Annotated in this window: 28 protein-coding genes; 20 read left to right on the forward strand and 8 right to left on the reverse strand. The window is 42.7% G+C overall.

Annotated elements, in window-relative coordinates; genetic code table 11:
• The first annotated feature begins 112 nt into the window (after positions 1 to 112).
• Together B6N13_RS12495 and B6N13_RS12500 are read left to right on the forward strand one after the other, a co-directional pair.
• Positions 113 to 2,107 carry a CocE/NonD family hydrolase gene (locus B6N13_RS12495; RefSeq protein ID WP_169459512.1) on the forward strand — a complete coding sequence of 665 codons (1,995 nt, stop codon included), beginning with the start codon at positions 113 to 115 and terminating at the stop codon, positions 2,105 to 2,107.
• A 25-nt stretch (positions 2,108 to 2,132) separates the two neighbouring features.
• Entirely contained in the window at positions 2,133 to 3,647 is a 1,515-nt protein-coding gene (locus B6N13_RS12500; protein ID WP_169459513.1) for a BCCT family transporter, read from the forward strand.
• A 105-nt stretch (positions 3,648 to 3,752) separates the two neighbouring features.
• Here the strand turns inward: B6N13_RS12500 and B6N13_RS12505 are convergent, their stop codons facing one another.
• From B6N13_RS12505 to B6N13_RS12520, 4 genes are all read right to left on the reverse strand, one after another.
• Positions 3,753 to 4,118: a hypothetical protein gene (locus B6N13_RS12505; RefSeq protein WP_211172856.1), complete on the reverse strand. Its 366-nt coding sequence runs from the start codon at positions 4,116 to 4,118 to the stop codon at positions 3,753 to 3,755.
• Positions 4,119 to 4,396: 278 nt separating this feature from the next.
• Positions 4,397 to 5,026, reverse strand: a complete 630-nt coding sequence (locus B6N13_RS12510; RefSeq protein WP_012070244.1) for an OmpA family protein — start codon at positions 5,024 to 5,026, stop codon at positions 4,397 to 4,399.
• A gap of 119 nt (positions 5,027 to 5,145) precedes the next feature.
• The gene (locus B6N13_RS12515; RefSeq protein WP_169459515.1) at positions 5,146 to 5,568 is read right to left on the reverse strand and encodes a VOC family protein; all 423 of its coding nucleotides are present in this window, start codon (positions 5,566 to 5,568) and stop codon (positions 5,146 to 5,148) included.
• Between the two features lie 109 nt (positions 5,569 to 5,677).
• Positions 5,678 to 5,995: a hypothetical protein gene (locus B6N13_RS12520; protein WP_169459516.1), complete on the reverse strand. Its 318-nt coding sequence runs from the start codon at positions 5,993 to 5,995 to the stop codon at positions 5,678 to 5,680.
• 86 nt (positions 5,996 to 6,081) lie between these two features.
• Here B6N13_RS12520 and B6N13_RS12525 point away from each other — a divergent pair, with 86 nt between their 5' ends.
• A complete protein-coding gene (locus B6N13_RS12525) occupies positions 6,082 to 7,110 on the forward strand; it encodes a nucleoid-associated protein (RefSeq protein WP_012070241.1) in 1,029 nt (342 codons plus the stop codon).
• A gap of 49 nt (positions 7,111 to 7,159) precedes the next feature.
• Here the strand turns inward: B6N13_RS12525 and B6N13_RS12530 are convergent, their stop codons facing one another.
• Both B6N13_RS12530 and B6N13_RS12535 read right to left on the reverse strand, forming a co-directional pair.
• On the reverse strand, positions 7,160 to 7,804 hold the full coding sequence (locus B6N13_RS12530; RefSeq protein WP_169459517.1) for an HAD family phosphatase: 645 nt from the start codon (positions 7,802 to 7,804) through the stop codon (positions 7,160 to 7,162).
• Positions 7,805 to 7,954: 150 nt separating this feature from the next.
• Positions 7,955 to 8,146: a hypothetical protein gene (locus tag B6N13_RS12535; protein ID WP_048814032.1), complete on the reverse strand. Its 192-nt coding sequence runs from the start codon at positions 8,144 to 8,146 to the stop codon at positions 7,955 to 7,957.
• Between the two features lie 164 nt (positions 8,147 to 8,310).
• On the opposite strand from B6N13_RS12535, the gene B6N13_RS12540 reads away from it, so the two are divergent.
• Complete coding sequence (locus B6N13_RS12540; RefSeq protein WP_169459518.1) at positions 8,311 to 8,793, forward strand: DUF2947 family protein; 483 nt, start codon at positions 8,311 to 8,313, stop codon at positions 8,791 to 8,793.
• Between the two features lie 57 nt (positions 8,794 to 8,850).
• On the opposite strand, the gene B6N13_RS12545 is transcribed toward B6N13_RS12540, so the two are convergent.
• On the reverse strand, positions 8,851 to 9,498 hold the full coding sequence (locus B6N13_RS12545) for a tRNA-uridine aminocarboxypropyltransferase (RefSeq protein ID WP_248280321.1): 648 nt from the start codon (positions 9,496 to 9,498) through the stop codon (positions 8,851 to 8,853).
• 361 nt (positions 9,499 to 9,859) lie between these two features.
• On the opposite strand from B6N13_RS12545, the gene B6N13_RS12550 reads away from it, so the two are divergent.
• Both B6N13_RS12550 and B6N13_RS12555 read left to right on the forward strand, forming a co-directional pair.
• Positions 9,860 to 10,624 (forward strand): DUF1499 domain-containing protein, encoded by a 765-nt coding sequence (locus B6N13_RS12550; RefSeq protein WP_169459520.1) that lies wholly within the window; start codon positions 9,860 to 9,862, stop codon positions 10,622 to 10,624.
• 82 nt (positions 10,625 to 10,706) lie between these two features.
• Positions 10,707 to 11,294 carry a TetR/AcrR family transcriptional regulator gene (locus B6N13_RS12555; RefSeq protein ID WP_012070236.1) on the forward strand — a complete coding sequence of 196 codons (588 nt, stop codon included), beginning with the start codon at positions 10,707 to 10,709 and terminating at the stop codon, positions 11,292 to 11,294.
• Positions 11,295 to 11,299: 5 nt separating this feature from the next.
• Here the strand turns inward: B6N13_RS12555 and B6N13_RS12560 are convergent, their stop codons facing one another.
• A complete protein-coding gene (locus tag B6N13_RS12560) occupies positions 11,300 to 13,060 on the reverse strand; it encodes a DEAD/DEAH box helicase (protein ID WP_169459521.1) in 1,761 nt (586 codons plus the stop codon).
• A gap of 120 nt (positions 13,061 to 13,180) precedes the next feature.
• Here B6N13_RS12560 and B6N13_RS12565 point away from each other — a divergent pair, with 120 nt between their 5' ends.
• From B6N13_RS12565 to B6N13_RS12630, 14 genes are all read left to right on the forward strand, one after another.
• Positions 13,181 to 13,873, forward strand: a complete 693-nt coding sequence (locus tag B6N13_RS12565) for a 2OG-Fe(II) oxygenase (RefSeq protein WP_169459522.1) — start codon at positions 13,181 to 13,183, stop codon at positions 13,871 to 13,873.
• A gap of 66 nt (positions 13,874 to 13,939) precedes the next feature.
• Positions 13,940 to 14,935, forward strand: a complete 996-nt coding sequence (locus B6N13_RS12570) for a rhodanese-related sulfurtransferase (RefSeq protein ID WP_169459523.1) — start codon at positions 13,940 to 13,942, stop codon at positions 14,933 to 14,935.
• 206 nt (positions 14,936 to 15,141) lie between these two features.
• Entirely contained in the window at positions 15,142 to 17,400 is a 2,259-nt protein-coding gene (gene dnaX, locus B6N13_RS12575) for a DNA polymerase III subunit gamma/tau (RefSeq protein WP_169459524.1), read from the forward strand.
• Positions 17,401 to 17,417: 17 nt separating this feature from the next.
• The gene (locus B6N13_RS12580; protein ID WP_012070231.1) at positions 17,418 to 17,744 is read left to right on the forward strand and encodes a YbaB/EbfC family nucleoid-associated protein; all 327 of its coding nucleotides are present in this window, start codon (positions 17,418 to 17,420) and stop codon (positions 17,742 to 17,744) included.
• Between the two features lie 9 nt (positions 17,745 to 17,753).
• Positions 17,754 to 18,347 (forward strand): recombination mediator RecR, encoded by a 594-nt coding sequence (gene recR / locus B6N13_RS12585; RefSeq protein ID WP_169459525.1) that lies wholly within the window; start codon positions 17,754 to 17,756, stop codon positions 18,345 to 18,347.
• Position 18,348: 1 nt separating this feature from the next.
• A complete protein-coding gene (rnd, locus tag B6N13_RS12590; RefSeq protein WP_012070229.1) occupies positions 18,349 to 19,503 on the forward strand; it encodes a ribonuclease D in 1,155 nt (384 codons plus the stop codon).
• Positions 19,504 to 19,550: 47 nt separating this feature from the next.
• Positions 19,551 to 19,844 carry a YcgL domain-containing protein gene (locus tag B6N13_RS12595; RefSeq protein ID WP_012070228.1) on the forward strand — a complete coding sequence of 98 codons (294 nt, stop codon included), beginning with the start codon at positions 19,551 to 19,553 and terminating at the stop codon, positions 19,842 to 19,844.
• Positions 19,845 to 19,861: 17 nt separating this feature from the next.
• Positions 19,862 to 20,341, forward strand: coding sequence for a YcgN family cysteine cluster protein (locus B6N13_RS12600; protein WP_012070227.1), 480 nt, complete (start codon positions 19,862 to 19,864; stop codon positions 20,339 to 20,341).
• A 70-nt stretch (positions 20,342 to 20,411) separates the two neighbouring features.
• Entirely contained in the window at positions 20,412 to 22,280 is a 1,869-nt protein-coding gene (locus tag B6N13_RS12605) for a VWA domain-containing protein (protein WP_169459526.1), read from the forward strand.
• Positions 22,273 to 23,055 (forward strand): class II glutamine amidotransferase, encoded by a 783-nt coding sequence (locus B6N13_RS12610; protein WP_169459527.1) that lies wholly within the window; start codon positions 22,273 to 22,275, stop codon positions 23,053 to 23,055. Before B6N13_RS12605 ends, B6N13_RS12610 begins: the two co-directional genes overlap by 8 nt.
• A 575-nt stretch (positions 23,056 to 23,630) precedes the next feature.
• Complete coding sequence (locus B6N13_RS12615; protein WP_169459528.1) at positions 23,631 to 24,146, forward strand: ClbS/DfsB family four-helix bundle protein; 516 nt, start codon at positions 23,631 to 23,633, stop codon at positions 24,144 to 24,146.
• Positions 24,147 to 24,475: 329 nt separating this feature from the next.
• Entirely contained in the window at positions 24,476 to 24,847 is a 372-nt protein-coding gene (locus tag B6N13_RS12620; RefSeq protein ID WP_169459529.1) for a hypothetical protein, read from the forward strand.
• Between the two features lie 90 nt (positions 24,848 to 24,937).
• Entirely contained in the window at positions 24,938 to 25,537 is a 600-nt protein-coding gene (locus B6N13_RS12625) for a class I SAM-dependent methyltransferase (protein ID WP_169459530.1), read from the forward strand.
• 113 nt (positions 25,538 to 25,650) lie between these two features.
• Entirely contained in the window at positions 25,651 to 25,899 is a 249-nt protein-coding gene (locus B6N13_RS12630) for a hypothetical protein (RefSeq protein WP_169459531.1), read from the forward strand.
• Position 25,900: the final 1 nt, after the last annotated feature.

The raw sequence follows: 25,900 nt of genomic DNA on the forward strand, positions 1-25,900 counted from the left end.
GTAAACATCTATCCTGAACTTTTAGTTCAAGTGAGCCTAACAAAATAGCGTTTTACTTACAATTCAAGCTTCCTAATATGGATATAAAACACAAATATAACGAAAGGATATTATGCAAAACGTCAAACACATACATCATGCTATGTTGCCATTACCCGATGGCACTAAGCTTGCCTATCGTGCTTGGTTGCCAAGCGATGCCGATGACAAGCCTGTTCCCGCTATTTTGGAGTTTTTGCCGTATCGCAAAAATGACGGCACGATAGTTCGAGACGAAATAACCATGGCGCAAACCGCTGTGCAAGGTTACGCCTGTATTCGAGTCGATCTTCGTGGCTGTGGTGAGTCAGAAGGGCACACCACCGACGAATACACCGAGCAAGAGTTACAAGACGGTTTCGATATTATTGCTTGGCTGGCGAAACAGCCTTGGTGTAGTGGCAGCGTAGGCATGGTAGGTATTTCTTGGGGCGGGTTTAATTCACTGCAAGTTGCCGCACTGAATCCCCCTGCATTAAAGGCTATCATCACACAGTGTTCTACCGACGATCGTTATACCACAGATGTTCACTACATGGGCGGCTGTCTGCTGAATGATAACCTCGATTGGGCATCATTCTTCTGGGCGTATGCTCAAGGCCGAGCGCCAGATGCTAAGTTAGTGGGCGAAGATTGGAAAGAGCAATGGTTGGACCGTTTGCACCAAATGCCATTCTTAGCGAAACCTTGGCTAACTGAGCAAGTGCGTAATGACTATTGGAAGCACGGTTCAGTATGCGAAAACTACAGTGATATTAAGATCCCTGTTTATGCGATGAGCGGATGGGCAGACAATTATCGCAATACTGTATTCAGCCTACTGGAAAATCTTGATGTTCCTCGCAAGGGGCTAGTTGGGCCTTGGGCGCACAAATACCCTAACATAGCTTATCCAAATCCTAAGATGGATTATGTCAAAGAGTCTGTGCGTTGGTGGGATCGCTGGCTAAAAGGCATTGAAAACGGCATTGACGATGAGCCTGAACTCACTTATTACATGCAAGACAGTGTGCGTCCTCAGTCAGATTATGACCATCGTCCTGGACAATGGATTTCAGAGCCAGTTTGGCCTTCGCCACAAACGCAATGGAAAACCTTCTTCCCTTCGAATGGACAACTGCTTGAAACACAACAAGACAATGCTATTACACAGAAAATCCGTTCACCTCAAACTGTTGGCTTAAATGGCGGGCGTTTGTGTGTCGGGATTCGTCTGGAGATGGAACAGCCTGCGGATCAGCGTGCTGATGATGCTGGTTCACTTTGTTTCGATACCTTGCCTTTGGAAGAAGATTTAGCCATTGCAGGCCAAGTGATGGCGAATTTGGCGATTCGTAGCGACAAGCCAACGGCAAATCTTGCTGTGCGAGTGTGTGATGTGCATCCAGATGGCGCTGTAACACGCATCAGTGTGGGTGTGTTGAACCTAACCCATCGCGACAGCCACGAATTTGTTGAGCCATTGGCCATCGGTCAGTTGTACCAAGTGCAAGTGCCCATTACCCATGTCGCTTATAAAGTTCCAGCAGGGCATCGCATACGTATTTCTGTATCTACGGCTTGTTGGCCGTTGATTTGGCCATCGGCTGATCATGCCACGATCACCTTAGAGTCCGCATTGAGCAGTATCGAGGTGCCTCATAGAGCTGACTTGGTAACAGAAGTTGAACCGCCAGCATTGGATAAGCCAGTTGCTATCGATGGTGAGACCTTACGTCCTAGCAATAGTGAGCGCGTGGTACATCATGATTACAAAACAGGTCTGGTTACGTTAGAAACCCATGATGACTTCGGCCGCCAATATTACAATTCTTGTGAAAGCATGATTGATATGGCGATGAGTCAGTGGCAGACCATTCATCCAGACGATCCACTCACGGCAGAATCCAAGCTGATATTTGACCTGACAATGGGGCGCGAAGGCTGGTGGACAGGGTTAAAAGGCCTATATCACATGCGTTGTGATCATGGGCATTTTTACATCACCAGTACTTGGGAAGCGTTTCATGATGGGGAGCTAATTTTCAGCAAAGAGTTTGAGGAAACCATCAAACGAATAGGTGTTTAACCGATTATTTCTGTGAGGATATTACATGTTTAAATCATTACGACCTTTGGTCTTTTTTCCAACCTTTATCATTTTGGTCGGTGCGTTAATATTCAGTTTGGTGGACTTGGCACTTTTCACGCAATACACCAAAGTAGCCAATAACTTCGTGTTGTCACACTTTTCTTGGCTGTTTAGCTTGGGTAGTTTCTATCTGCTGGTGTTGATCGCTATTACTTACTTTTCAAAATTGGGCAATATCAAAATAGGTGGTGAAAATGCCACCCCGAAGCTCAGTAAAGCTCGTTGGTTTATGATTGTGCTATGTACCACCTTGGCTGTGGGGGTGCTGTTTTGGACGACGGCCGAGCCGCTTTATCATTTGTATTCACCACCAGAAAGCTGGGGCATTGAAGCGAATAGCCCGAACGCTGTGTTGTTTGCTTTTTCGGCCATGTTCTTGCATTGGGGGCCAACGCCTTACGCCATTTATGCCGTGCCTGCGTTAATCTTTGCCTTGGTGTTTCATAACCTAAAACTTCCATACTCCATCAGTAGTTCCTTGCGCCCAGTATTTGGCAAATATGTGACCGGACGTATGGGTAGTGTGATCGATGCCTTGGCGTTGTATTCGTTAGTGGTGGGTATGGCATCATCATTAGGAACAGGCGCGTTAACTTTATTAGGTGGTGTCAGTCAGTATCTGCCAGTTGAGCGTAATGCGCTGACACTGGGTATTATTATCGCGGTGATTGTATTGACCTTTGTGCTGTCTGCAGCAAGCGGTTTGATCAAGGGCATTGCGCGTTTGTCCATGGTTAACTTTTGGTTGTTGATTGCTTTGTTTGTGTTCACTCTGATCTTCGGCCCAACCCTGTATATGCTGGGTATTGGAGTGGAAGGCTTTGGTGCTTTCTTGCAAAACTTCTTCCGCCTCAGTCTGTTCACGGGGCAAGCCGCTAGTGACCCATGGCCACAGTGGTGGAGTGTATTTTACTGGGCTGTTTGGTTTGCTTGGGCGCCTATTACCGCGATGTTTTTAGGGAAAATTGCCCGTGGTTATACTGTGCGTGAGTTTATCCAAGTAAACGTTATTTTCCCTAGCTTGTTTGTCTTGTTATGGATCTCTGTGTTCTCTGGTGCGGCGATCTTTATGGACCAAGCCAGTAATGGTGGTTTGTACGCCATATTGAACGATGGTGGCATTGAACAGTTGCTTTACCATATTTTTGGTGAGTTACCGCTTAGCTCTATTACTTCATTGGTGTTGGTGTTCATTGCGTTTATTTCCTATGTCACGGCGGCCGATTCCAGTACCGATGCGATTGGTGATTTGTGTGTGAAAAACTTCAATGCCGATTCACAAGAAGGAACAGGCTTGCCAATTAAAGTGCTATGGGGAGCCATCATCGGTTTGGTGGCTTGGATTATGGTCAGCACCGTCGGTGTGGCTGGTGTGAAATCACTGTCTAACCTAGGTGGTTTGCCAGCGACTTTGATCATCTTGTGTTGTAGCTTTACATTGGTTAAATGGATTAAGAATCCTTCGCTACTTAATTAAGTAAATGGGGTTTTAATCGAGTAGATTAATAAATAGAGCAGTAACAAAAATGGCTTAGTACCAAGGCACTAAGCCATTTTTTATTGAGAAGTAGAACGAATCAATTTAGGGCAACAGCTTTGCCACCACAAAGCCGGTAAATAAGGCAATGCTCACCGAAAACAGTGAGCCAAGCATGACGTATTCGGTGAACTTTCTATCGTGAGCTTCACGTAAATCCCCCATGCGAAAGATGGATTTCGCGGCGAGTACAAAACCAACTGCGGTGTATTGGCCGTTTAGTATAAAGGTCAGCACTAAGACGCGTTCAAGGTAGCCCAAATACTGGCCTGCATTCGGTAAGGATTGTGCTTTCTTGTTTTGCGAATCACACACATCGACTTCCAAGTCCGCTGACCATTTAGACAGAATCTCTCCGATGATGATAGACGTAGGTTTGAGCATCATTAAATAAGTGAGAGCGATGAGCAAAGCTGCGTTGTCGAATACTCCTCTTTCATCGTAAACCTAACCTAACGGCTTTTCACATAAGGTATCAAAGCATAATTTATTGACCAAAGCCATTTTGGTCAATAAATACTGACCAATACTTATTTGGTCAGTATTTAAGGTTTTGTTAAAGGTAAGTCTGCAAGTTAACTCTGATGCGCTTGGCTTTACAAATTAGGATGTTCCCAACTTCTTTTAAACCAAAAAAAAGCCAGTCATTTATCATGACTGGCTTTTCGGGGGTTCTATTTGCTAAGCGCTTAGTTTCTCTTGTTTAGCGCGGTGCTGCCATTTTTGTCTACGCTGTAGATTGTCCAGCGTTCGTTGGCAAACTGCTGTTTGGCGAAGACTTCCGCCACAACTCGGCGGTTTAGTTTTCTACCGTCTTCTGTGTCGTTGTCAGCGATAGGTCGGGTTGCGCCATAACCTATACCTTTTACACGGTCTGCTTGGATTCTAAAGCTGTCTACTAGCACATCAGCAATAGCGGAGGCGCGTTGTTGAGATAACTCTTGGTTTAGCTCTGCTGAACCTTGGCTGTCGGTGTGGCCTTCAATGACCACTGTGCTTGCTGGGTGTTCTTTTAAAAACTTAGCAAGATCTTTCAGCTCAGAATAAAAGCGCTGTTTAATATCAGCTTTACCTGTATCAAATAGAATGTTTAGTTCTACTGAGAGTAGTTTGGTCGTTTGGTTGGGGCAGCCATAGTTATCTACAGCTGCGCCTTCCGTGGTTCCTGGGCAAAGGTCTCGAGCATCAATAACGCCATCTCGATCTGCATCAGCCAATCGAGACTGTACATTGGAAGCATATAGGCTTTCGGCAGCAGATAGATGCCCGTAAACCAGTAATGTTCCTGTTAGTGCGATGGTTTTAATGAGAGTCTTCATGGCGCTATTGCTACCCTTTAAGTTCTACGATTCTGTTAGCTTAAGAAATACAAGGCAATAAGACTATCGTATTTTTGTAGCGTTGTTTAATAAATCGCTTTTTTTGTAAACTTATGTAATTACCAGCTACCGGTATTTTCCATGGATGCCCATGGTTCAGCGCTTTCAAGGGAGCCATCTTTTTGCAACAATTCGATCGAAATGCCATTGGGATCTTTAATAAAAGCCATATGCCCATCGCGAGGTGGTCGTAAAATGGTTACTCCCATAGATTGTAGCTTTTCACATACTTGGTAAACGTTGTCTACTTCAAAGGCTAGATGGCCGAATTGGTCGCCGCCAGTGTAAGTGCGATCACTCCAGTTATGAGTTAGTTCTACTTCTGGCGCACCTTGCTCAGTAGCGTAGTAGATAAGCGAAAATTGACCTTTCTCACTGTCCATACGTCTTGTTTGAATGAGGCCTAGGCCTTCAGTATAGAAGGTATGACTTTCTTCTGGTTTATCTGTTCTTATCATGGCATGTAGGTATCGAATAGACATGATCACTCCCTATTTTGGTGAAAATATTCGGGAGTATTATTGCAGTATCAGCTTGGCATTTCAAAACAATAGACAGAAGACTCCTTTTTAATTGGAGTGGTAAGTCTTGTTATTCTTCCCAGACCCAACGAAGAGGGTCGCCGAAGTCATCATAGATGATTTTTTTCTTAGGGCGCTTTTTGGTTGGTGCTGGTGGAGGGGATTTGCTGTGTTTTCGTTGTTGAATAGCGGCAACAACGTGATTTAATGGCGTGCGATCCTGTTTTGGCTCGTTAAAGCCTATGTGGCTCGTGTTATACTTGCCATCAACTAAACCGGATTCACCCATGTCGACTTGCTGGATCGTTCCGTTTTTCTTGATAAATTGATCTACCAGAGACTCAAGTTCTTTACGTGTGTCTCTTTTCGTGGTTTTTGGTTTTATCATAGCGTTTGGGTTTGAAAAGATCCTTTAGTAAGTCGATGGGTTAAAAAATGACCGTAATCATCCATATTAAACGTAAGAGGTAGCTGGTGTCTATTAGCAACTTAATTGTGCACGAGATTCAAAAGCATGAAGGCGAGCGTAAAGCGATACTTATTGCGCGTCCAAATGAAAACCCAGTTGATGGGCAAGCCGAAGCGCTGTCTGCACAGGTAACGAATCTATTTAATCGTTCTGGTATGAATACTGGACGTTTTGTTAACCCTCAGGGAAGTGAGGAGGGTGCCCAATTACCCGCTTTGCTGTTTAAGCATTTTAAAAACGATACCTTTGTGGATTTTGCGGGATTTACCAAAGAGTGTGCAGCGGAATATCTAAAGTATTTAGAGCCTGTTGAAGAAGCGGAAGGAGGTTTGTTGTGGTTTAACCATTACGAGCTTCACGATACGCATTTCTTGTACATAGTGATGTTGAAACGCAAAAAAGGCATCGGTCTTGGTGCTGATCTTAGTTTGTCTCAAATTGAGCAGATTGAGATGGAAAAACTTCATATGTCGTTGCGTATCAATTTGACAGCATGGCAAGCTGGCGATGAAGGTCGTTATATTTCGTTTCGTTTTGGTCGTGCGCCAAAATTCGAGAGTGAGTATTTTACTCAGTTTATTGGTTGTGATGAACCTAAAGTTGCGGCAAAAGAAACGCGTAAGCTGGTGGATTTGACGGCGGCGTTTTGTCAGTCGGAAGGTTTTCCTTCTAAACAGGCTAATGAATTTAAGAAAGTGGTGTCTGAGCATTGTCAGGCGAAAGCGCAAGACCGCGAACCTTTGGCGATTAAAGAGATTGCTTCTCAGGTTGAGTCTCGATTTTCTGTTGAACAGGCGAATAAGTTTTTAGAAATTGCTGATTCTGATAGCTTCAAGATGGAAAAAGAAATTTTCGTCGAGAAAGCCGCACTAAAAAAATTGACGCGTTTGTCCGGCAGTTCTCGTGCTTTGACGATTAGTTTTGATAGCGAACTGTTAGCGGAATCGATCGTATTTGATGCAGACTCTGGCACGCTTACTATTAAAGACTTGCCGAAGAGTCTGCTCAAACAATTGCAGGCAATGTCTAACTGATTTTTTGTTAGACAAGTTGAACTAACTTGAATGAACGTTAGAAGGTTTGTTAAAGACCTAACAAGCCTTCTAGTTCTTTCATGGTTTTAAAGCATTCAGTCGCACCTGCGGCAGATTGCATTTTCTCATCAAGGGTTTCGCTAAAAGCGAGCACTCTCATTCCAGCAGCTCGTCCTGCCGTAATTCCTGCAATGGAATCTTCAATTACTAAGCAATCTTTTGGATCGACATTTAGTGCTTGAGCTGCTTTTAGGTAAAGATCTGGCGCTGGTTTGCCATTTTCCACATCTTCGACACAGAAACGGGTAGCGAATCGCTCAGACAATTGAATTTTGTCTAATTTGAAGTTCATTTCTTGACGTCGTGCATTGGTCGCCATGGCAATGGGGGTTGTTATTTTACTGAGTAAATCTAACACACCAGAAATAGGTTCTAAATCCGCTTCGATAATGGCATGAAAGCGCTGTCTATAATCTTCATCAAAGTTCGTTGGTAATGGCTTGCCAAGTAATTTTTCGGCATTGATGAGGTTTTCTTTGTTGGTGAATCCGGTGAATTTTGCGTGCAAAGTCTCGTCGTCGAGTTCTAGGCCGCACTCGCTTAGCATGGATTTTAAAATAGTATTGGATATGTTTTCTGTGTCGACAATGACACCATCGCAATCAAAGATTATTGCTTTGTAAGAGTAAGTCATAAAGAAGATATTTTGTTGTGAATGAGTATTGATGATAACGAATTTGGGGGGTGTTAAGGAAGGGAGGGGGTTTTATTATTTTTCTCCCCTTAAAAAGATCTATTTACGATACACTAACACCCAATTATTATGGGCTTATTCTTGTGGAGCTTAGTTGCTTGCTTGACCAAGTTGCTGAGGGCGAGTGCTTACTTTTTTGATTGCTTTTACAGTAGCTTTAAAGAAAGTAACAACTGCTTTAACACGGCGAGCACGTCTTTGGCGGCGAGCGTGGTCTTCAACTGTAGTATCTGCGTAGCCCCATTTTGCTAAAAGTGCTTCGTATTGTTGTTGAGAGTCCATAGTATTCTCCTGATTTGTTAATTAAGAAATGTTGTTTTATTACAACAATGATAATACTAGTGAAGCTTGACCGATTGAACAAACGATCCTTTTTCACTTGTTAGGTTAGTTTTTTTCATCATTTTTTATGTCTATTAGATAAGAACACATTTAAGGAAACCTCCTTGTATCAATCGTTAGAACAGTTTTCAAAGAGTTGGATTTTTAAACGAAATGATCCAAAAGTTGAGCCAGAAGACTTGCAAGAAATTCGCTTTTTAAGTGAGCTGCGTGCAGGCCAGATTTGGCGTGATTACATTAGTAATGAGCAAATACATCCGGATCATTTTTCGGATCGAGATTGGTTAAAGAAAACCAGCGCCCAAGCCCCAGATGGCAAGCTACAGTGGGAGAAAGCATGGGATAGCGATCAAGCAACATTGCCAGAGGGGATTTTGGCGCATTTTTCTGCTTGGGGAGATGATACAACGGTGTTTTTTTGCTGTCATAACGAATTGGTTTTTGAACTTCCTTGGGGTGTTTTTAAACGCACTTGGAAAGCCTTTTTATTTTTAGATAATGGGCCTGTTTTGGTTGGTAAAAAGAAGAAACAAGCAATGCAGTTTCATTCTAATGGCTGGGTGAATTTACTATTTAGAGAATCTTAATTAGTAGATTTATATATTTCGTTGTTTTGGCAGGTTTTCTTTTTCTGTAATTATCTTTCACAAGTACTCGTTGTTGCCACGTTTTCGACTGATCAAGCAATGCTCGTTGAACGCTTGGTAGTAGCTAAGTAGCTGTTGACTGTGTTCTCTATGTCCTAGTGCGTCGAATAGCATGGCGGTAACTTCAGCCGTGGCAAATTGCATTTGATGGCTTGAGTGTCTAACAAGAAAAGAGCGCTGCGCTTCGCTGTTTATCTCAAAGTGAGGAATGTCTTTTAACCACTCACTTTGATGAAACATTTTACTAGCCTGCTTCCATGTCCCATCCAAGATAATAAAAGTGTGCTTTTCATCGCCTTTATTACTTGATGGGGTAGTGCTTCTTGTTTGTCTTTTCTGTGCCTGAGCAGTTTCTGTGTTTGGGAATAATATCGTGCAATTCCCTTGTTTGCTTTTTATGTGATCTAGCAACGCCTGTTGTGGCTCGGTTCTGCTCCATAAATAGGCTTGAGTGTCATTTGGATATAAATCTGCGATAAGTCTGCCACTGTTGGTGGGTTTGTGGATTTCATCACGATGGAAAAGCAGAATAAATTCTATAGGAGATGTTTGGTTTTCTCTTAAATGACAAAAGCAGGCAAATTCCGCCATTAGGCAATGAGGGCAACGAATGGCATTAGAGCCTCTCGCGGTGAAGGGTCTCATCGAGCCTGCTCTACACTGCTCACGCAATGTATCGACACAGTGTTTATTTGGCGTAGCCTTCATGTGATTTATGCTCTGTTTTTAACGGCGCCATTATCAGCTTTTTGTTTAAAAAGTCTAGAGTGAGGAGGGAGGCTTGTTAATTTTTCATAATTTAATGGAGCGCTCAAAGTAAGAGCTAATATGAGTTAAATGTTTCAAATTGTTAACAAAAACGTCTCTTCTTCAAGATGTCTTGCGGAAAACCTTACACAAAATATGCAAATACAAAGGAATGCGTTGAAACAGGCTTTTTGCTCCTGTTCGTTGTCTTCAAGTCGCGATAAGGTGTGAGATATTATTTTTTCGCTATGAGTTGTCTATGAGTCGTTATATCTCTCCGGTTTTATACGTTCTTCTCATGTTAGTAGGGTGTATAGCGTTTATATCTATTGCCGGTGTTCGAGTTGGGATTTTTGAGCCAATAACGGGCTTTTCAATGCTTCGCAAAAGCGTGTTTGCCTCTTTAGTTTTATCCCTGCTTGCTGCTATGTCACTAGGTATTTGTCGGAAAGAAAAAAATATAGTGTGTCAGAGATTTTTCTTTTTAGTGCTGATCGTGTCGTTAGTGTATAGCCTTATGTGGATTGGTTTTTATCTGCAGCGCTCTGGATTACCTGACATAAATGATATTACGACTGACACAGATGTCCCTCCCGCTTTCCTAAACGTTAACTTCATCCGAAAATCTCAAGAAAATGACCTACGTTATAACAGTGAATGGGCTCCTATTCAGCGTAAGTATTATCCTGATGTTCAGCCTCTATTTTCTACAAAAAACAAAACCGCAGTGTATTCAGCTATAACCGCGTTGGTTGAAGAACGTGGCTGGGATGTGGTGGCAACATATTCTGGTGCAGGGATCTTAGAGGCAACGGCAAGGACTCCCATTTTTGGTTTCCGTGACGATGTGGTGATTCGTGTCACGCAAGTTGATCCAGATAAAGTTCGTATTGATATGCGATCATGCTCAAGAGTGGGAACAGGTGACTTTGGAGTGAATGCCGAGCGAATTGTGTCCTTTATGGCAGATCTTTCTGAGTCTTTAAGTCGATCATCTATGCCTAATCTAAGTTCTATGCGTTAATGTTTCATGTATTAAATTACACTCGTCTTTGAAAATTAGACACGCTAAACTCTCTTAATATCTTACTTAGGGGAATGTTAAGGTGAGTCTTCGTCAGCAACAAAAAGCCAATACACGATCTAAAATCAAAACCATTGCTAAGCAAGCTTTTCTGGCTCAAGGTATTGAAGCAACCAGCACCCGTTTTTTAAGTGATAAGGCTGGCATTGCTGTTGGAACCTTATTTGTTCATTTTCCTGATAAACTCTCTCTAGTAAAAGATATCTTCTTTGATGAAATGGATGTGGCCCTTCGTGCTGCTGTCGCTTCTCAAAAAGCCAGCGCGTCCCCAATTGATTACCTTTTGCAAATGGCACAAGTGCTGTTTGAGTTTTATGATGCGTACGCAGAGTTTACTCGCCAAGTATTGTTGGATAGCTTGGCAAAAGGTGGCTTTCACACTAATCAAATGGCCGTAATTTCAGAAGGTATTATTAGGCGTTTTAAGCAAGTGGGCGTAGACGATAAAACGGCCAGTATTTTTGCGGAAAATATGATTTCTAACTATTGGTTCGTTTTGCTCACTGGGGTGCCAAAAGGTGTTCTTGGGCAAGTTGCGATCGATCATCTGAAGCGTATGAATCTTCCGTTTGAAGTTTCTTATCGTAATGCGTTAAAAAACAAAGGTTGATGAGATTAACCAAGTTCGTTGGCTTTTCTATACGGGCCTTGGTAGTCGAATAATCGCTCTGTGACTTGCCAGTGTTGTTTTTGCTTCTTAGCGATGACGAAATCGGGTGTTGGAAGGTAAGGTAAAAAACGTTCTATTTCTTCAATTTTATCGAACTGAATCGATTGGCTGCCATTAGCTATTCTGCGCGCAAACAAATCATTAAACGTCTGTCGTGATTTCTTGAAATTAAAGCGGAATGTCTCTGATAGTGTCAATCCGTCCTCATCGTGATAAATAATCTTGATACTTTTTTCTTTTATATTTAGTTCTGGTGTAATGCCTGAGCAGCGTAGCACTTTGTTGTTTTTTAGGTTGAGCGCACTTCTTAGTAAATCATCTGGATCGATAAGCTTCTCTGCACAATGCTGGCATTGTCGTGCGGCGATATCATTTTCTTCATTACAATAAGGGCAGCGTTTAAAGCGAAAGCGATAGCTGCATTGTTGCTCTTCACCTTGTTCGTTTTCCAGTAGGCCATGACAACGGCGCCCAAAATGCTCAAGAATGTTACCTTCGGCATCTTTTCTTCCCCAAAAAGTATTGGCGAAGTCACAGGCTGGGCAATGAATTTGTACGGCGACAGAATCTTGAGTTGGGCGTTTTTCACCAATTTCTGGCTGAAAGATATTGTAGCCGTTATTCGTATAATCCAAGACTAAGCAGTCTTTTTTGCCAGGACATAAACGCAAACCACGACCAACGATTTGCTGAAATAAACTGATCGATTGGGTTGGGCGTAATATAGCAATGACGTCCACATGCGGTGCGTCAAATCCTGTGGTTAGTACTGAAACATTAACGAGGTATTTAATCTCTTTGGCTTTAAACGCTGCGATCAATGAATCTCGTTGTTTGAGTTTGGTTTTGCCGGTTATTAGTGCGGTTTTATCGGCGGGCAAGTAACTGGCGATTTCTTTTGCATGATCGATAGTGGCGGCAAAAATCATCACGCCTTGGCGATCTTGGCTAAGCTGCAATATTTGCTCAGTAACGGCTTTGGTCACCCGAGGATGTTTATGGATGAGCTCGTTCAGTGCGATGTCGTCTGTATTTTGCTCGCCATCTAAACTTTCGGTTAGTAAGCTGAAATCATAATGAGCAATAGCTGCATCGTAATGAATTGGCGGGGTTAAATAGCCTTTTTTGACCATGTGTTGTAGCGGTAGCTCAAAAATGCATTTCTTGAATAACGAATTTGTACAGGCTCGCGTGTAGCCATGGTAATGATTTTGGTAGATCCAGCCGCTGCCTAAACGATAGGGCGTGGCGGTTAAGCCGAGAATTTTGACTTTTGGATTTAAGGCTCGAAAATGCTCGATGGTTTTGTTGTACTGGCCGCTTTCTTCCATACCAACGCGATGGCATTCATCGATGATGATTAAGCTGACTGGCTCGTTAAAATCAACAAAGCTTGCGGAAAGTGATTGAATACTGGCGAAGGTGGTCTTCTCTGTGCTGGTCTTTTGGCTTAAGCCAGCAGAAAAAATCCCTGCTGAGGACCCTGTTGCTAGAAACTTGGCGTGGTTTTGTTCAACTAATTCTTTCACGTGCGCCAGACAAACAACTCTACCTTTGGCAAGTCGACTAAGTTCAGCAATTACCAAGCTTTTGCCGGCGCCTGTGGGGAGCACAATAACGGCAGGGTCATTACTACTACGAAAGTGATCCAAGGATGCCTCTACAGCTTGAATTTGATAATCTCGTAATTGAAAAGTTTGGGTCATGGTGTTTTAAGTCTATGCGGCGAAATTTTGATGTCTTGTATGTTGGGCTACAGTATCATAGCTGCTGTAGTTATTTTGCCTTTTTGTAAGTGATCTTTTTTATAAGTGACGAATCTATCTATGTCTACCGAAGTCCAGCCAGCTAAACGCCTGTATGTTGAAAATTCTATTCCTGCTTTCAGCCGAGAGGAACCATTCTCTAATCTGTTAACGGATCTACAGACAAAAGGCTGGAGTGTTCAGGATAACTTTTTTTCAACAGATTTCACTCAAGCCTTGATGGATGAAGCTGAAAGCATACAGAACGCTTTGATGTTGCAGGCTGGCGTGGGGCGCAAACAAGATCATCAAATTATATTAGATGCTCGCCGTGATTATATTCAGTGGATAGATCCGGATAACCCCGTCCGTAGGGATTTCTTAAAAATGATGGCTGATTTACGTGTTGCCCTGAATCGCCGTTTATTTCTTGGTTTGTTTGATTACGAGGCGCACTTTGCTCGCTACGAGGAGGGTGCATTTTATGAAAAACACATCGATGCTTTCAAAGGCGAGAGTAATCGTATTTTATCTACTGTTTTGTATTTAAACGAAGATTGGCAGGATGGTGATGGCGGCGAACTGGTTATTTATGATGAAAATGATCCTTCTGTCGAAGTAGGGCGTTTTTTTCCGAAAAAAGGTCGTTTGGCCGTGTTTCTGAGTGAATGTTTTTATCATGAGGTGATGGTGGCGAAACGAACTCGACATAGTATTGCGGGCTGGTTCCGTGTGAATAACACCACAGGCTCTACGCTTGATCCAGATCAATAATTCTCTATAATACTCGCCTTGTTTAATTGCTCTGGTTTTACGTTCCAGATCGCATAGGAGAATGTTATGTCTAAAGTCGTCGTGTGTGCCCTTTATAAATTTGTCGAACTGCCTCATTTTGAATCCCTTCGTGAACCGCTTCAGAAAACACTAGAAGATAACGGTATTCGCGGCACTTTGTTGCTTGCCAGTGAAGGTATTAACGGCACAGTTGCTGGTTCTCGTGAAGGTATTGATGCTATGTTGGCTTGGTTAGACCAGCAACCAGGTTTGGATAAAATTGTATCCAAAGAGTCTTATGACGAAGACATGCCGTTCTATCGCACTAAAGTGAAGCTTAAAAAAGAAATCGTTACGATGGGTGTTGAAGGTATCGATCCTAAGCGTGTGGTTGGTACTTATGTTAAACCAAGCGAATGGAATGCGCTGATCTCTGACCCTGATGTGGTTTTGGTTGATACCCGTAACGATTACGAAGTACAAATTGGTACGTTCAAAAACGCAGTAAACCCAAAAACGGATACCTTCCGTGAGTTTCCTGCTTACGTAAAAGAAAACATGGATCCTGCGAAACACAAAAAAGTTGCCATGTTCTGTACGGGTGGGATTCGCTGTGAAAAATCTACTGCCTACATGCTAGAACAAGGTTTCGAAGAGGTTTATCACCTTGAAGGTGGTATCTTGAAGTACTTGGAAGAAGTGCCAAAAGAAGAAACCCTGTGGGAAGGTGAGTGTTTTGTTTTTGATAATCGTGTTTCTGTAAATCACGATCTACAAAAAGGCGAATACGACCAATGCCATGCGTGTCGTATGCCCATCACTGAAGAAGAAAAGAAAAGTGAGCATTACATTCAAGGCGTGAGTTGCGTGCATTGCGTTGATAAATTCACTGATGAGCAGCGTCAGCGTTTTATCGAGCGTGAGCGCCAAGTTCAGCTGGCTCGTTCTCGTGGTGAAGAACACATCGGCGCGGAAGTGTTAAGTGCGGTTGAAAAACATCGCCTTGAAAAAGCGTTAGAAAAAGAGCGCCAACGTAAAGTTCGCGAAGCGAAAGCGAACTAATCACTGGATCTTTTTTTTGACCTATCACTTGGCTTTTCAGGTGATGGGTTGGGCAAAAAAGTGTTGTAAATTTAAGCCATTGATCTTTATAGTGAAGTTTTTTGTTATTTCTTCTAATTACCTGCTGCCCGTGCGCTAAGAGTGGTTTCGAAATTGCTCGTACTGCCGTACAATAAAAAATCGCTTTTTATCAGCCAGAATCCATCATGAGTTATCAAGTTTTAGCACGTAAATGGCGCCCGCAGACTTTCCTTGAAATGGCTGGGCAAGACCATGTACTTCAAGCGTTGGTGAATGCTTTACGCCAACAGCGTTTACATCACGCCTATTTATTTACCGGAACACGCGGTGTCGGTAAAACCACGATCGCGCGTATTTTTGCTAAATGCTTGAACTGTGAAACCAATGGCATTTCGCCTGAGCCTTGTGGAACTTGTGATAGTTGCCGAGAAATTGCTGAAGGTCGTTTTGTTGACCTGATCGAAGTGGATGCGGCATCTCGTACCAAAGTAGAAGATACCCGCGAATTATTAGAAAATGTGCAGTACGCACCAACTCGTGGTCGTTTTAAAGTCTATCTAATAGACGAAGTGCACATGCTGTCAACTCACTCCTTCAATGCGTTACTAAAAACCCTTGAAGAGCCGCCAGCGCACGTCAAATTTTTGCTAGCAACGACCGATCCACAGAAACTTCCTGTGACGATTTTGTCTCGTTGTCTGCAGTTTAATCTCAAAAATATGTCACCGCAGCGAGTGGTGGATTATTTACAAACCGTGCTTACCACCGAAGAAGTCAACTTTGATCAGCCTGCGCTATGGCAAATTGGCCAAGCAGCAAATGGCAGTATGCGTGATGCGTTGAGCTTGACGGATCAAGCAATTGCCTTTGGTAATGGTACGATTTCGGAATCTGGTGTGACCGCGATGCTGGGCTTGGTGAACCAAGCACAAGTATTAGATTTATTAGAAAGTGTGGCATCTAAAAACGCAGCGCAAGTCTTGACTCGTATAGAGCAACTTGCTGACTATCAGCCAGATTTTACAGCTATATGTGGCAGCTTATTAGATGTATTGCATCGTGTGGCGATAGAACAACAAGTGCCCGGTGCATTAATGGATCAGTTGGGGGATTTGGCTCGTATTCAAGCCATCGCCGCCAGTGTGAGTTCTGAAGAAATACAAATCATGTATCAGAGCTTATTAATTGGTCGCCGGGATTTGCATTTGGCACATTCTGCTCGTGCGGGTTTTGAAATGTTGATGCTAAGGTTGATTGCCTTCCGTCCATCTCCGCCAATGGTGGTTAGCCATAATGCGCCGCCTGTGATGAATGTACAAACAGAAGCGGTGCCAATAACGTCACCTGATGAATCAATGCATCAAACGGCAGAGTCAGAGTATCCGTTGCAGCCGATGACGGAAAAAAAAACACCAGTCGTTAAGCAAGAAGAGCCAGTAGTCATTAAGCCAGCTGAGCAAATGGTTGAACCAGAACCTGTGCAAGAGTCTGCTCAGCCAACGGCACCTGCTGAACATCCACCTTGGGAAGATGCTCCGGAACCAGCTGCTGCTGAAGAATATGTTGTTGAACAGGTCGCTGTTGAAAGCGAAAGCGCTCAGAGTGAGGTTATTCAGCACGATATTGAAGAAGATGTTGAAATCACAGCAGTAGAAAACAGTGAGCTAGAAGAGTCTCTTGATGTAGAGCAGCAGACCGTCAGCATTGCGTTAGAGCCAACTGCTCGGCAAGAGTCAGACATACAGGTAGAGACTGCTAGAAAGCCTGAACATGAGCCTAAATCTTTTGTTGTTGCTGATGATAGATTCACAGAAGAATTGTTAGATGAAAGTGATGAGGATGAGGACGAAGAAGAAGCTGAAGAACGTGCCATTGCTGATATTGTCGACCCATTTAATCCTGCGGCAGACTTGGTCGATGCCTTAGGTGCGGAACCTATAGAATCCTCTGTCGTCGAAGAAAGCACAGAACCAGACACGCGACTTTCAAAAGTACCGGATACGATAGCTCAACCTGCATTAGGTATGCCATTGCCGGAGATGAGTCATTTTAATGAACTCACCATGAAGCTTTGGTGGCTGGTGGCGCCGCGTTTACCTTTGACAGGTTTAGTGCAAAATATTTTAATGAATTCTAGCTTGGTGGATGCAAGTGACCAAGGTGTTCGCCTTGAAGTGCCATTAGAATATGGGCATATGTTGAACCAAGTACGTTACGAACAAATACAAGGTGCACTGAGTGATTTCTTTGCGATGACGGTGCCTTTGATTATAGATACAGTGGAAGACACCACAGGTGTGACCGCAGAAGAATTTGCCGCTAGTAAGCGAGCAGAAGCCTTACAAGTGGCAATTACACATTTGAATTCACATCCAGTTGTGCAAGCTTTGTCGGCAACGATGGGCGCACAATTGGTTTACGATACGGTTAAAGTTAAAGCTTAAATTGGAGAGCAAAAGTTATGTTTAAAGGTGGTATGGGTAACATGATGCGCCAGGCGCAGCAGATGCAAGAAAACATGCAGAAAGCGCAGGAAGAAATTGCCAATATGGAAGTAGAAGGCCAAGCGGGTGCTGGTCTAGTTAAAATCCTAATGACAGGTCGTCATGATGTGAAACGAGTTTCTATTGATGACTCTTTGTTTGGTGATGACAAAGAAATGCTAGAAGACTTGATCGCTGCAGCAGTGAATGATGCTGTTCGTAATATCGAAGTGACTCAAAAAGAGAAAATGGCTGCTGCTACAGCGGGTATGTCTTTGCCACCTGGCTTCAAGATGCCTTTCTAGGAGCGAGCCTTGTTTAGTCCCTTAATTAAAGAACTGATTGAATCATTACGCTGTTTACCGGGCGTTGGACCAAGGTCGGCGCAAAAGATGGCATTGTATTTATTGGAACGTGATCATCAAGGGGCAGATAGACTAGCAAATGCATTGCGCGAGGCGCTCGACAAAGTCGGACGTTGTTCAAGTTGCCGTACTTTGACGGAAGAGTCAGAGTGCGGGATTTGCAAAGATCCTGAGCGTGATGCAAAGCATTTATGTATTGTAGAAACACCTGCAGACGTCGTTGCAATCGAATCTGCAGGTAGCTTTTCTGGGCGTTATTTTGTTTTGCTAGGGCATTTGTCACCTATTGATGGCATTGGTCCTGAAGAATTAGGCTTAGATCGTTTAGAAGCTTTGGTTCAGCATAATGAAGTGGAAGAAGCGATTATTGCCACTAACTCAACAGTAGAAGGCGAGGCAACTTGTCACTATATTGCTGAAAAATTAAAAACATTGAACATCAATGTCAGTCGTATTGCTCATGGCGTTCCTATGGGTGGCGAACTGGAATACGTTGATGGAAACACTCTGGCTTTAGCGCTAGAGGGACGGAAGAAGCTCTAGTATGAATGATCAAGATGGTGCTCTGAATGATGACGCTCTCAATATTGTGTGGGTTGCGGATAATGAATCGCTGGCGAGCTGGTGTGATTATTGGGCCGATTTGCCGGTAATTGCGGTCGACACAGAATTCATTCGTCGCACAACCTATTTTCCAATAACGGGGCTCATTCAAATCAGTGAAGGCGATAAAGCCGTACTGATTGATCCATTGAGCATCGACGAATGGGAACCTCTACGTAACCTGATGGTAGACCCTTCGGTGATGAAGGTGTTTCATGCTTGTTCCGAAGATTTGGATGTTTTTGATCGATTACTAGGTGTTTTACCTACGCCTTTTTACGATACTCAAATTGGTGAAGCCTATGCTAGCGCGCAATGGTCGCTAAGCTATGTGAAGTTGATTCATGAGTATTTGCAAATTGAAGTAGCAAAAGATGAGACCCGTTCAGACTGGGTTCAGCGTCCTTTAACGGATGCGCAAAAGCGTTATGCAGCGCTTGATGTGGTGTATTTGGCAAAAGTCTATCCAATGCAGATTGCCCGTTTAGAAGCGAAAAATATGCTTGGATGGGTAATGGAAGATTGTGATTCATTAAAATGGCAGTACCAGATGAATTCTGATCCAGAACAGAATTGGGATGGAATTAAAACCGCGTGGCGTTTGACGCCTGCTGGTTTAACTTTATTGCGTTTGCTGTTTATTTGGCGTGATGGGCAAGCTCGTAAAGAAGACGTGCCTAAAGGGCAGATATTAAAAGATCGAACTCTTTGGTCATTGGCGAAAACCTTGCCGACACATCATAAAGCGGTTTCTGAGGCTGAAGAGTTAACCGGTCGTCAGCACCGTTTGTATGGTGAAGTTATTTTGCAAAATGTCGCTTTGGTGAATGAATTGTCACCGGATGAATATCAATTGCCGTTGGAAATCCCTTTACCATCTCAGGCTGGTGATTTAACGAAAGCAATTAAAGCGTTTATTCGTGATAAAGCTGAGATGTTGAATATTGCACCGGAAGCTATGATGAAGCGTAAGCTGTTGGATCCATTAGTGCGTCATTTGTACGATGGTACTGAGATTGATTTGCAGAATCCTGCAATGACTGGCTGGCGTCGTGATGTGATTGTTGATCCTATATTGAATAGGTTTAAAAAATAGAAAAATTTAAAAGTCCTAAAATGGCCTTATAGCGCCAAGGGTAAACTATGAAACAGCATTTAATCGTAGAAGTATTTCGTTCTAGCAAGCATGATGGAATGTACTTGTATGTGGAAAAAAGCAAGGGATTGAAAGAAATCCCTGAAGAGTTAATGACTCGATTTGGTAAAGGCATCAGTGCGATGACTATGCTATTGACCAATGAAAGTAAGTTGGCTCGAGCTACGCCAGAGAATGTGACCAAAGGCATTCGTGAAAAAGGCTTTTATTTGCAATTACCACCAGCGAAAGACGAGTATTTGTTGGATTTGTATAAAACACCGACAGAAGCTGTTTACTAACTGCGTGGATTTAGAGAATGATTGCAAAGCGTTATGAGCCTTTTTGGAAAACCACTCCGCTGGAGAAAATGTCTCCAGTCGAATGGGAGTCAATTTGTGATGGCTGTGGCAAATGTTGCCTACAGAAATTACAAGACGATGAAACTGAAGAGGTGTTTTATACCAATTTATCTTGTCATCAACTGAATATTGGTTCTTGTCAGTGTAAGGTCTATGAAACTCGACAAGATAAAGTATCGACATGTATCACGCTAACACCAGATCAGGTTGACGAATTTCATTGGTTGCCAGATACCTGTAGTTATCGTGTATTACATGAAACCAAAGATTTGCCTAACTGGCATCCTTTGGTGGTTGGCAGTGATAAAGAAATGCTTCGCCAAGGGTTAACTGTTCGCCATTATGCGGTGAATGAAAATACTGTTGACGAAGAAGAATGGGAAACTCATGTTATTAAATGGGTGCATGGCATGCCGGAGCCATATGAGGTAACTTGATATTTTGGCTTGATTACAGCGAATGGTCGCTAAATTCAGCAAAGTAAAGTAGTTCAAGGAGTTCGCAAACGTGAAGTGGTTGAAAATAAATACTGTGTTGTTAGCGGCGGTTTTATCCTTCTGGGTGCCGTTTAGTAAAGCGGATACTCAATTCCGTGTTATTGTTGATGCCTCTGGCAGTATGTTGATCAGTGATCCTGATAAGCTTACATCTGAGGCGTTGCGTCTTATTTCCAATCTTGCGCCAGAAGAAAAAGCCACACTAGGGATTTGGTTGTTTGGTGAGGAGCCTAGAGTGCTCTTACCAGAAGCTATCGTTAATAAAGCCAACAAAACTAAACTGGCAAGCTATGTAGATAGTTATGTGACGCAAGGCGTCAAAACCGATCTAGAAGCTATTATTAAGCTTTTGTTGGAAACCCCTGACTCGGGAAGTCTAAAGCCAGGATTTAATCGTCATTGGATTTTAGTCACCGATGGCATGGTGGACATCAGTTTGGACGAGGCGGTAAACAAAGCTTCTCGTGATCGTATTCTTAATCAATTAACGTCTAAGTTAGAAGAGCGTGGTATTCATCTTCATACTATTTCTATGACGGGTTACACCGACAAAGCGTTACTTGAATCCTTGTCATTGCGCACTGACGCAACACACACTGAAGTCGCTATTCCTGAAGACTTATTGGACACATTTGACCGTATTTTCTCCCAAGCTTCACCCTCGGATGAATTACCATTTGATGGTAATCGTTTTACAGTGGACGATGCGATCCAAGAGCTTACTCTTGTTGTTTTCCACGAAAACGGTATACAGCCTCATATTGTCAAACCTGATGGTAAGTTATTGTCACTGGCTAGCAATGCCGAAGTATCTGTCTCTAGTTCGGATCATTACACCCTAATAACAGTTCGCGGTCCTGCGTCAGGTACATGGCAAGTCAATAATGTTGATCTTGATCGAAGCAGCATTCGCGTGATTACAGATTTAAGCGCGCAAGCAACACCTGTCGCACCTGTGATATTTCAGAATGAACCTATTTATTCAACTGTCGGCTTGTTTCAAAAGAATGAGCTAATCAAAGACGACAAAGTACTAAATCTGCTGGACGTAAAACAAACCTTAGTACGTTTAAGTGGCGAACAAAAAGAGACGGTTTTTTCTCAGGATACGGTGAGAACGAATGAGCAATTTAAGCAGCGTCTAGGAGGCATTACTGAGCCGGGCAATTATGAGCTTGTTAGTTTAGTGGATGGCAAAACCTTCTCTCGCCAGCTCAGTCAGTTTTTTACCGTTCATCCTGCTATTGAGTTCGTAGGGGTAAGTCCTGGAGGTAATTTAGTCGCGTTTTCTGCGAAGCCTGTGAACTTAAAGCTGAATATGCTGCGTTCTAATATGAAGCTTGAGTTTACCTACAATAATGGCATTACTGAGACGGAAGAAATGCCTCTTGTTGGGCAAGGTTATTGGGAAAAAATCATTCCTGTTTCTCCGGGTGATAATGTTAACGTCCGAGCTAAGTTGATTGGCATGACTCAAACAGGGCAGCGTTTTGATTATTGGACTCCCACTTGGCACTTTGAACGACAAGGAAATAATGCGCCGACCGTTACTTTAGTCGATGGCGATGTGGATAATTCGTCCAATATGTCGGAACCTTCGTCTAACAATGATGTAGCTCCGATGTTTGTTCCGCCATCAGTGTCTGTGGTCGATGGGGTTGAAGATAGTGCCGATTCACTGCCAGAAAAAAACACATTGCCAGAAGAATCTGTTGCCGATCAGATGCTGGATAAAGCAAACGATTTATCTACATCGGAATGGATTTGGTATGCTGCGTTGAATCTAGGCGGTATTATCGTAATAGCGGGCGGTATATTTTTGTATCGTCGTATAAAGAAAAATCAATCCCTTAGAAGAGAAGATCTAGACGATGTGTGAGTTATTGGGCATGAGCGCCAATGTGCCAACCGATATATGTTTTAGTTTTTCTGGTTTACGTGCTCGTGGCGGGCGTACTGGTCCTCATAAAGATGGTTGGGGAATGGCTATGTATCGTGATGGTTATGTTTGGGCGATCCATGATCCAAGACCGAGTGCTGATTCGGACATGGCGGAAATCATCAGCAACACATCACTAAAATGCGATATCGTGATCAGTCATATTCGACAAGCAAACGTAGGAGCGGTAAGTTTATTAAATACTCACCCGTTTAACCGCCTTCTTTGGGAAAAGACTTGGACTTACGCTCATAACGGTCAATTGGAGTCATCAGAATCTTTACCAATAGAGAATTACCACCCATTGGGTAGCACGGATTCAGAGCGAGCATTTTGCTGGATTGTAGAGCAACTACAAACCCGCTTTGGTGATCAGGAACCAAGCTTAACAGAAGTGTCTGAAGCACTATCGGCATTAGCTTTACAGCTAAAAAAACGTGGTGTATTCAACATGATGTTGTCTGATGGTGTGCGCTTATATTGCTTTTGTACCACCAAATTGCATTGGATTACCCGTCGAGCGCCATTTAAGAAAGCCACCTTGTCAGATGAAGATGTCATTATTGATTTCAAAGAAGTCACCACAGATAAAGACGTCGTCACCGTTATCGCCACACAACCATTAACCCACGACGAAACGTGGCAACAAATGGAAGAAGGAGAGTTATGTGTGTTTGAAGGTGGCGAAGTGGTTTGTCAGATCAAAGCGAACTAAAGTCTATTACCCTTGAAGAAAGGGGACGGAAGATGCGGTTGTTTTCTCATCCGCAAAAGCCAAAGCAATCCCCGTCGCTCGAGACTATCGTTTGACCTCGCTTATCGGGGGTGCATCGGCTTTTATGGTTTTATTAGTGAAAGCAGGTTGTGGTAATTTTGGATTTTCAAGCCTGTGCTGACAACCTCTCTGGAAATCTACTTTAACTCGCGCTACATTTGCTACATAAAAGAATCAAAAGCAAAGAAATTAATGGATGATTGACCCTTCAAATAGCTTCTTTTTATTCTTTTTAAACGAACACAATACGCACGCTCATTTTTCCGGTTTTATGTCTTGTTGATGTTCCCTGTTGTCATTTCACCTAGGTTATCTGGCTTTTATCGGCACCTAGGTTGGCGTTCCACTGGTTTATTTAATTGTGCTGCTGATGATGAGATACTTGAATACTTCCCTGATAAATTGTGAAGTTATAGTGAGCAACGTCTAATAATTGGATCAAACTATTTGTTGCGCTTATTGGGACAGGCTGAAGCCTGCCTTTTAACTATTATGTTATGTAAATGGAGGAAACTATGTCCTCAGTTCCACAATCAAAAGATGAGCTGCTCTCTGCCATAAACTCGATATTTCCTAAACTTATGGACGATTACCGGATTGTCCCAGAGTCACTTTCACGTAAGTGCGAGCTTGAGGGTAATATTAAAGGAACACAAATTAGTGTTTGTGACACTGTTGCCTACCTTGTTGGTTGGGGGAAGTTGGTCTTGAAGTGGCATAGTTTGAAGTCTCAAGGTCTTCCGGTGGATTTTCCAGATACTGGCTATAAATGGAATCAGCTTGGTTTATTGGCTGTCAGTTTTCACGCAGAATACAGTGACTGGAAATACGAAGACTTACTCAAGGAGTTGGACTCAACTATTAACGAGCTTATCTCTTTAATTTCAAGTTTAAGCAATGAAGAATTGTATGAAACGACATGGTATGAAAAATGGACGTTAGGTCGAATGATTCAGTTCAATACATCATCACCAATGAAAAATATGCGTACTAAAGTTAGGCGATTTAACAAAAGTAACGGCTTAAGCTGATAGTCAGTACATGGTATTTCTAACTTCAGTTAAACTTCAGTGTAATCAGTGTACTGCTCACTGCTTAACGGTGCGTTAATGATTGTCATATTTTCTAAATGATCTAAGAAACCTATTAGTGACGTATGAGGAGACGACGTTGAAAGAGCTTGAAGCCGAGTTTCGTCGTTCGGTAGATGAATACCTTTTATCTTGTGAAGAGTATGGGCGTGACGTTCAACAGCCATGTATAATATTAGAACTGGTGAGATGTTGCATCGAGAAGCTTATGTGCATGCCCAGAAAACTACCAACATTGTATAACCAATATTGAGGCATAGAATAGGCATATGAAAACAGGATTTGTGATGTACGCTTCTTCAGTTAGCCGATTGTCTGATTTTTACTCTCACGTCTTTGCGCTTAATAAAGTTGAAGGGGACAATTCATATGCTTTATTGGCTGATGGCGATTTTGAGTTGGTGTTGCTTGAGACAGAGGCTTCTAAAAAGGTTTCCGACTTGCACTCCCCAAGAGCGAGTACCCCGATCAAACCAACATTTTTTATTAATACTCCGTTAGAGATAATTAGTGAGGTGATTAAAAACAAAGGTGGTTCTGTCTTTCCTCCAAAAAATTGGGAATTTGGTGGCCGAAAAGTATGTGATGCTCATGACTGTGAGGGCAATATATTTCAGTTGAGAATAGATCGAGATGCATAACAAAGACAAGTTGCTTGGGGGCCTCGTGCGCTAGAGTGTTCTGAGTTTGGTCGCAGTTAGCAATGTTAGGCTTTATAAGGGAAATAAAGGATGAAGCCAGAAGATATCGGGAAAGCATATAATCAAATCACGCATATTTGGGATAGTGAAGAATTTGATATAAATAATGGGATTTCTCAGCACAAGAAAGCAATTAGTTTTGTTAAGAGTCGAGGCAACGCTTTGGACGTTGGCTGCGGTTGCACAGGACGCTTTATAGATTTACTCCAAGGTGAAGGCTTTACTCCATCAGGTTTAGATATTTCCGATAAGATGCTAAATATTGCGCGTAAAAAGCATCCGGATATTCGCTTTGTGCAAGGTGACATTTGTGAATGCGAACTATCTGAGAAGTACGATTTCATAACAGCATGGGATAGTATTTGGCATATTCCTTTGTCAGAGCAAAGAAATGTTCTTACTAAACTAGTAGAAAGTCTGAATGTCGGTGGTGTGTTGATTTTTTCATTTGGTGGCACTGATGAAGAGGGTTTTCATACTAACAATTTTATGGGGCCAGAAGTTTATTATTCGTCACTTGGTTTAAATGGTTTCCTAAAGTTATTCATTGAGCTTGGTTGTATTATCAGGCACTTAGAGTTTGACCAATATCCTGAACTTCATACTTATCTAGTGGTAGAAAAAGCCTAAAAAAGAGTTATGAGAGACTACTAACGCTCAGCACTTTTGTTAGTCTTCCCATTTTTCTCTCGCTGCGATAGCTGTTATTCTAGCGCCATTATTGGTGTAACAGAGTAGAACAAATGATTAATGATAATGATGTAATTGAAACCTTAGACGAGCTTGAGGTGTTTCTACGTTTGGTTGAGGTGGGTGGTTTGGGTCTGAACAGTGTATCTGGCGTGGCGTTGGCGACGAATAATGCCAATGGTCGTCCATTTGTGGCAGTGCTGGATGATAATCAGCAGTTGGTGTTAGGGCGTTATGTGACCACCGAAGTGTTTGAAAATGGCAAAGACATGGTGCGTTACGGTACGAAAAAAACACATTAAT

This window comes from Marinomonas sp. UCMA 3892, assembly GCF_012726345.1.
In the GTDB taxonomy this organism is placed as follows: Bacteria; Pseudomonadota; Gammaproteobacteria; order Pseudomonadales; family Marinomonadaceae; genus Marinomonas.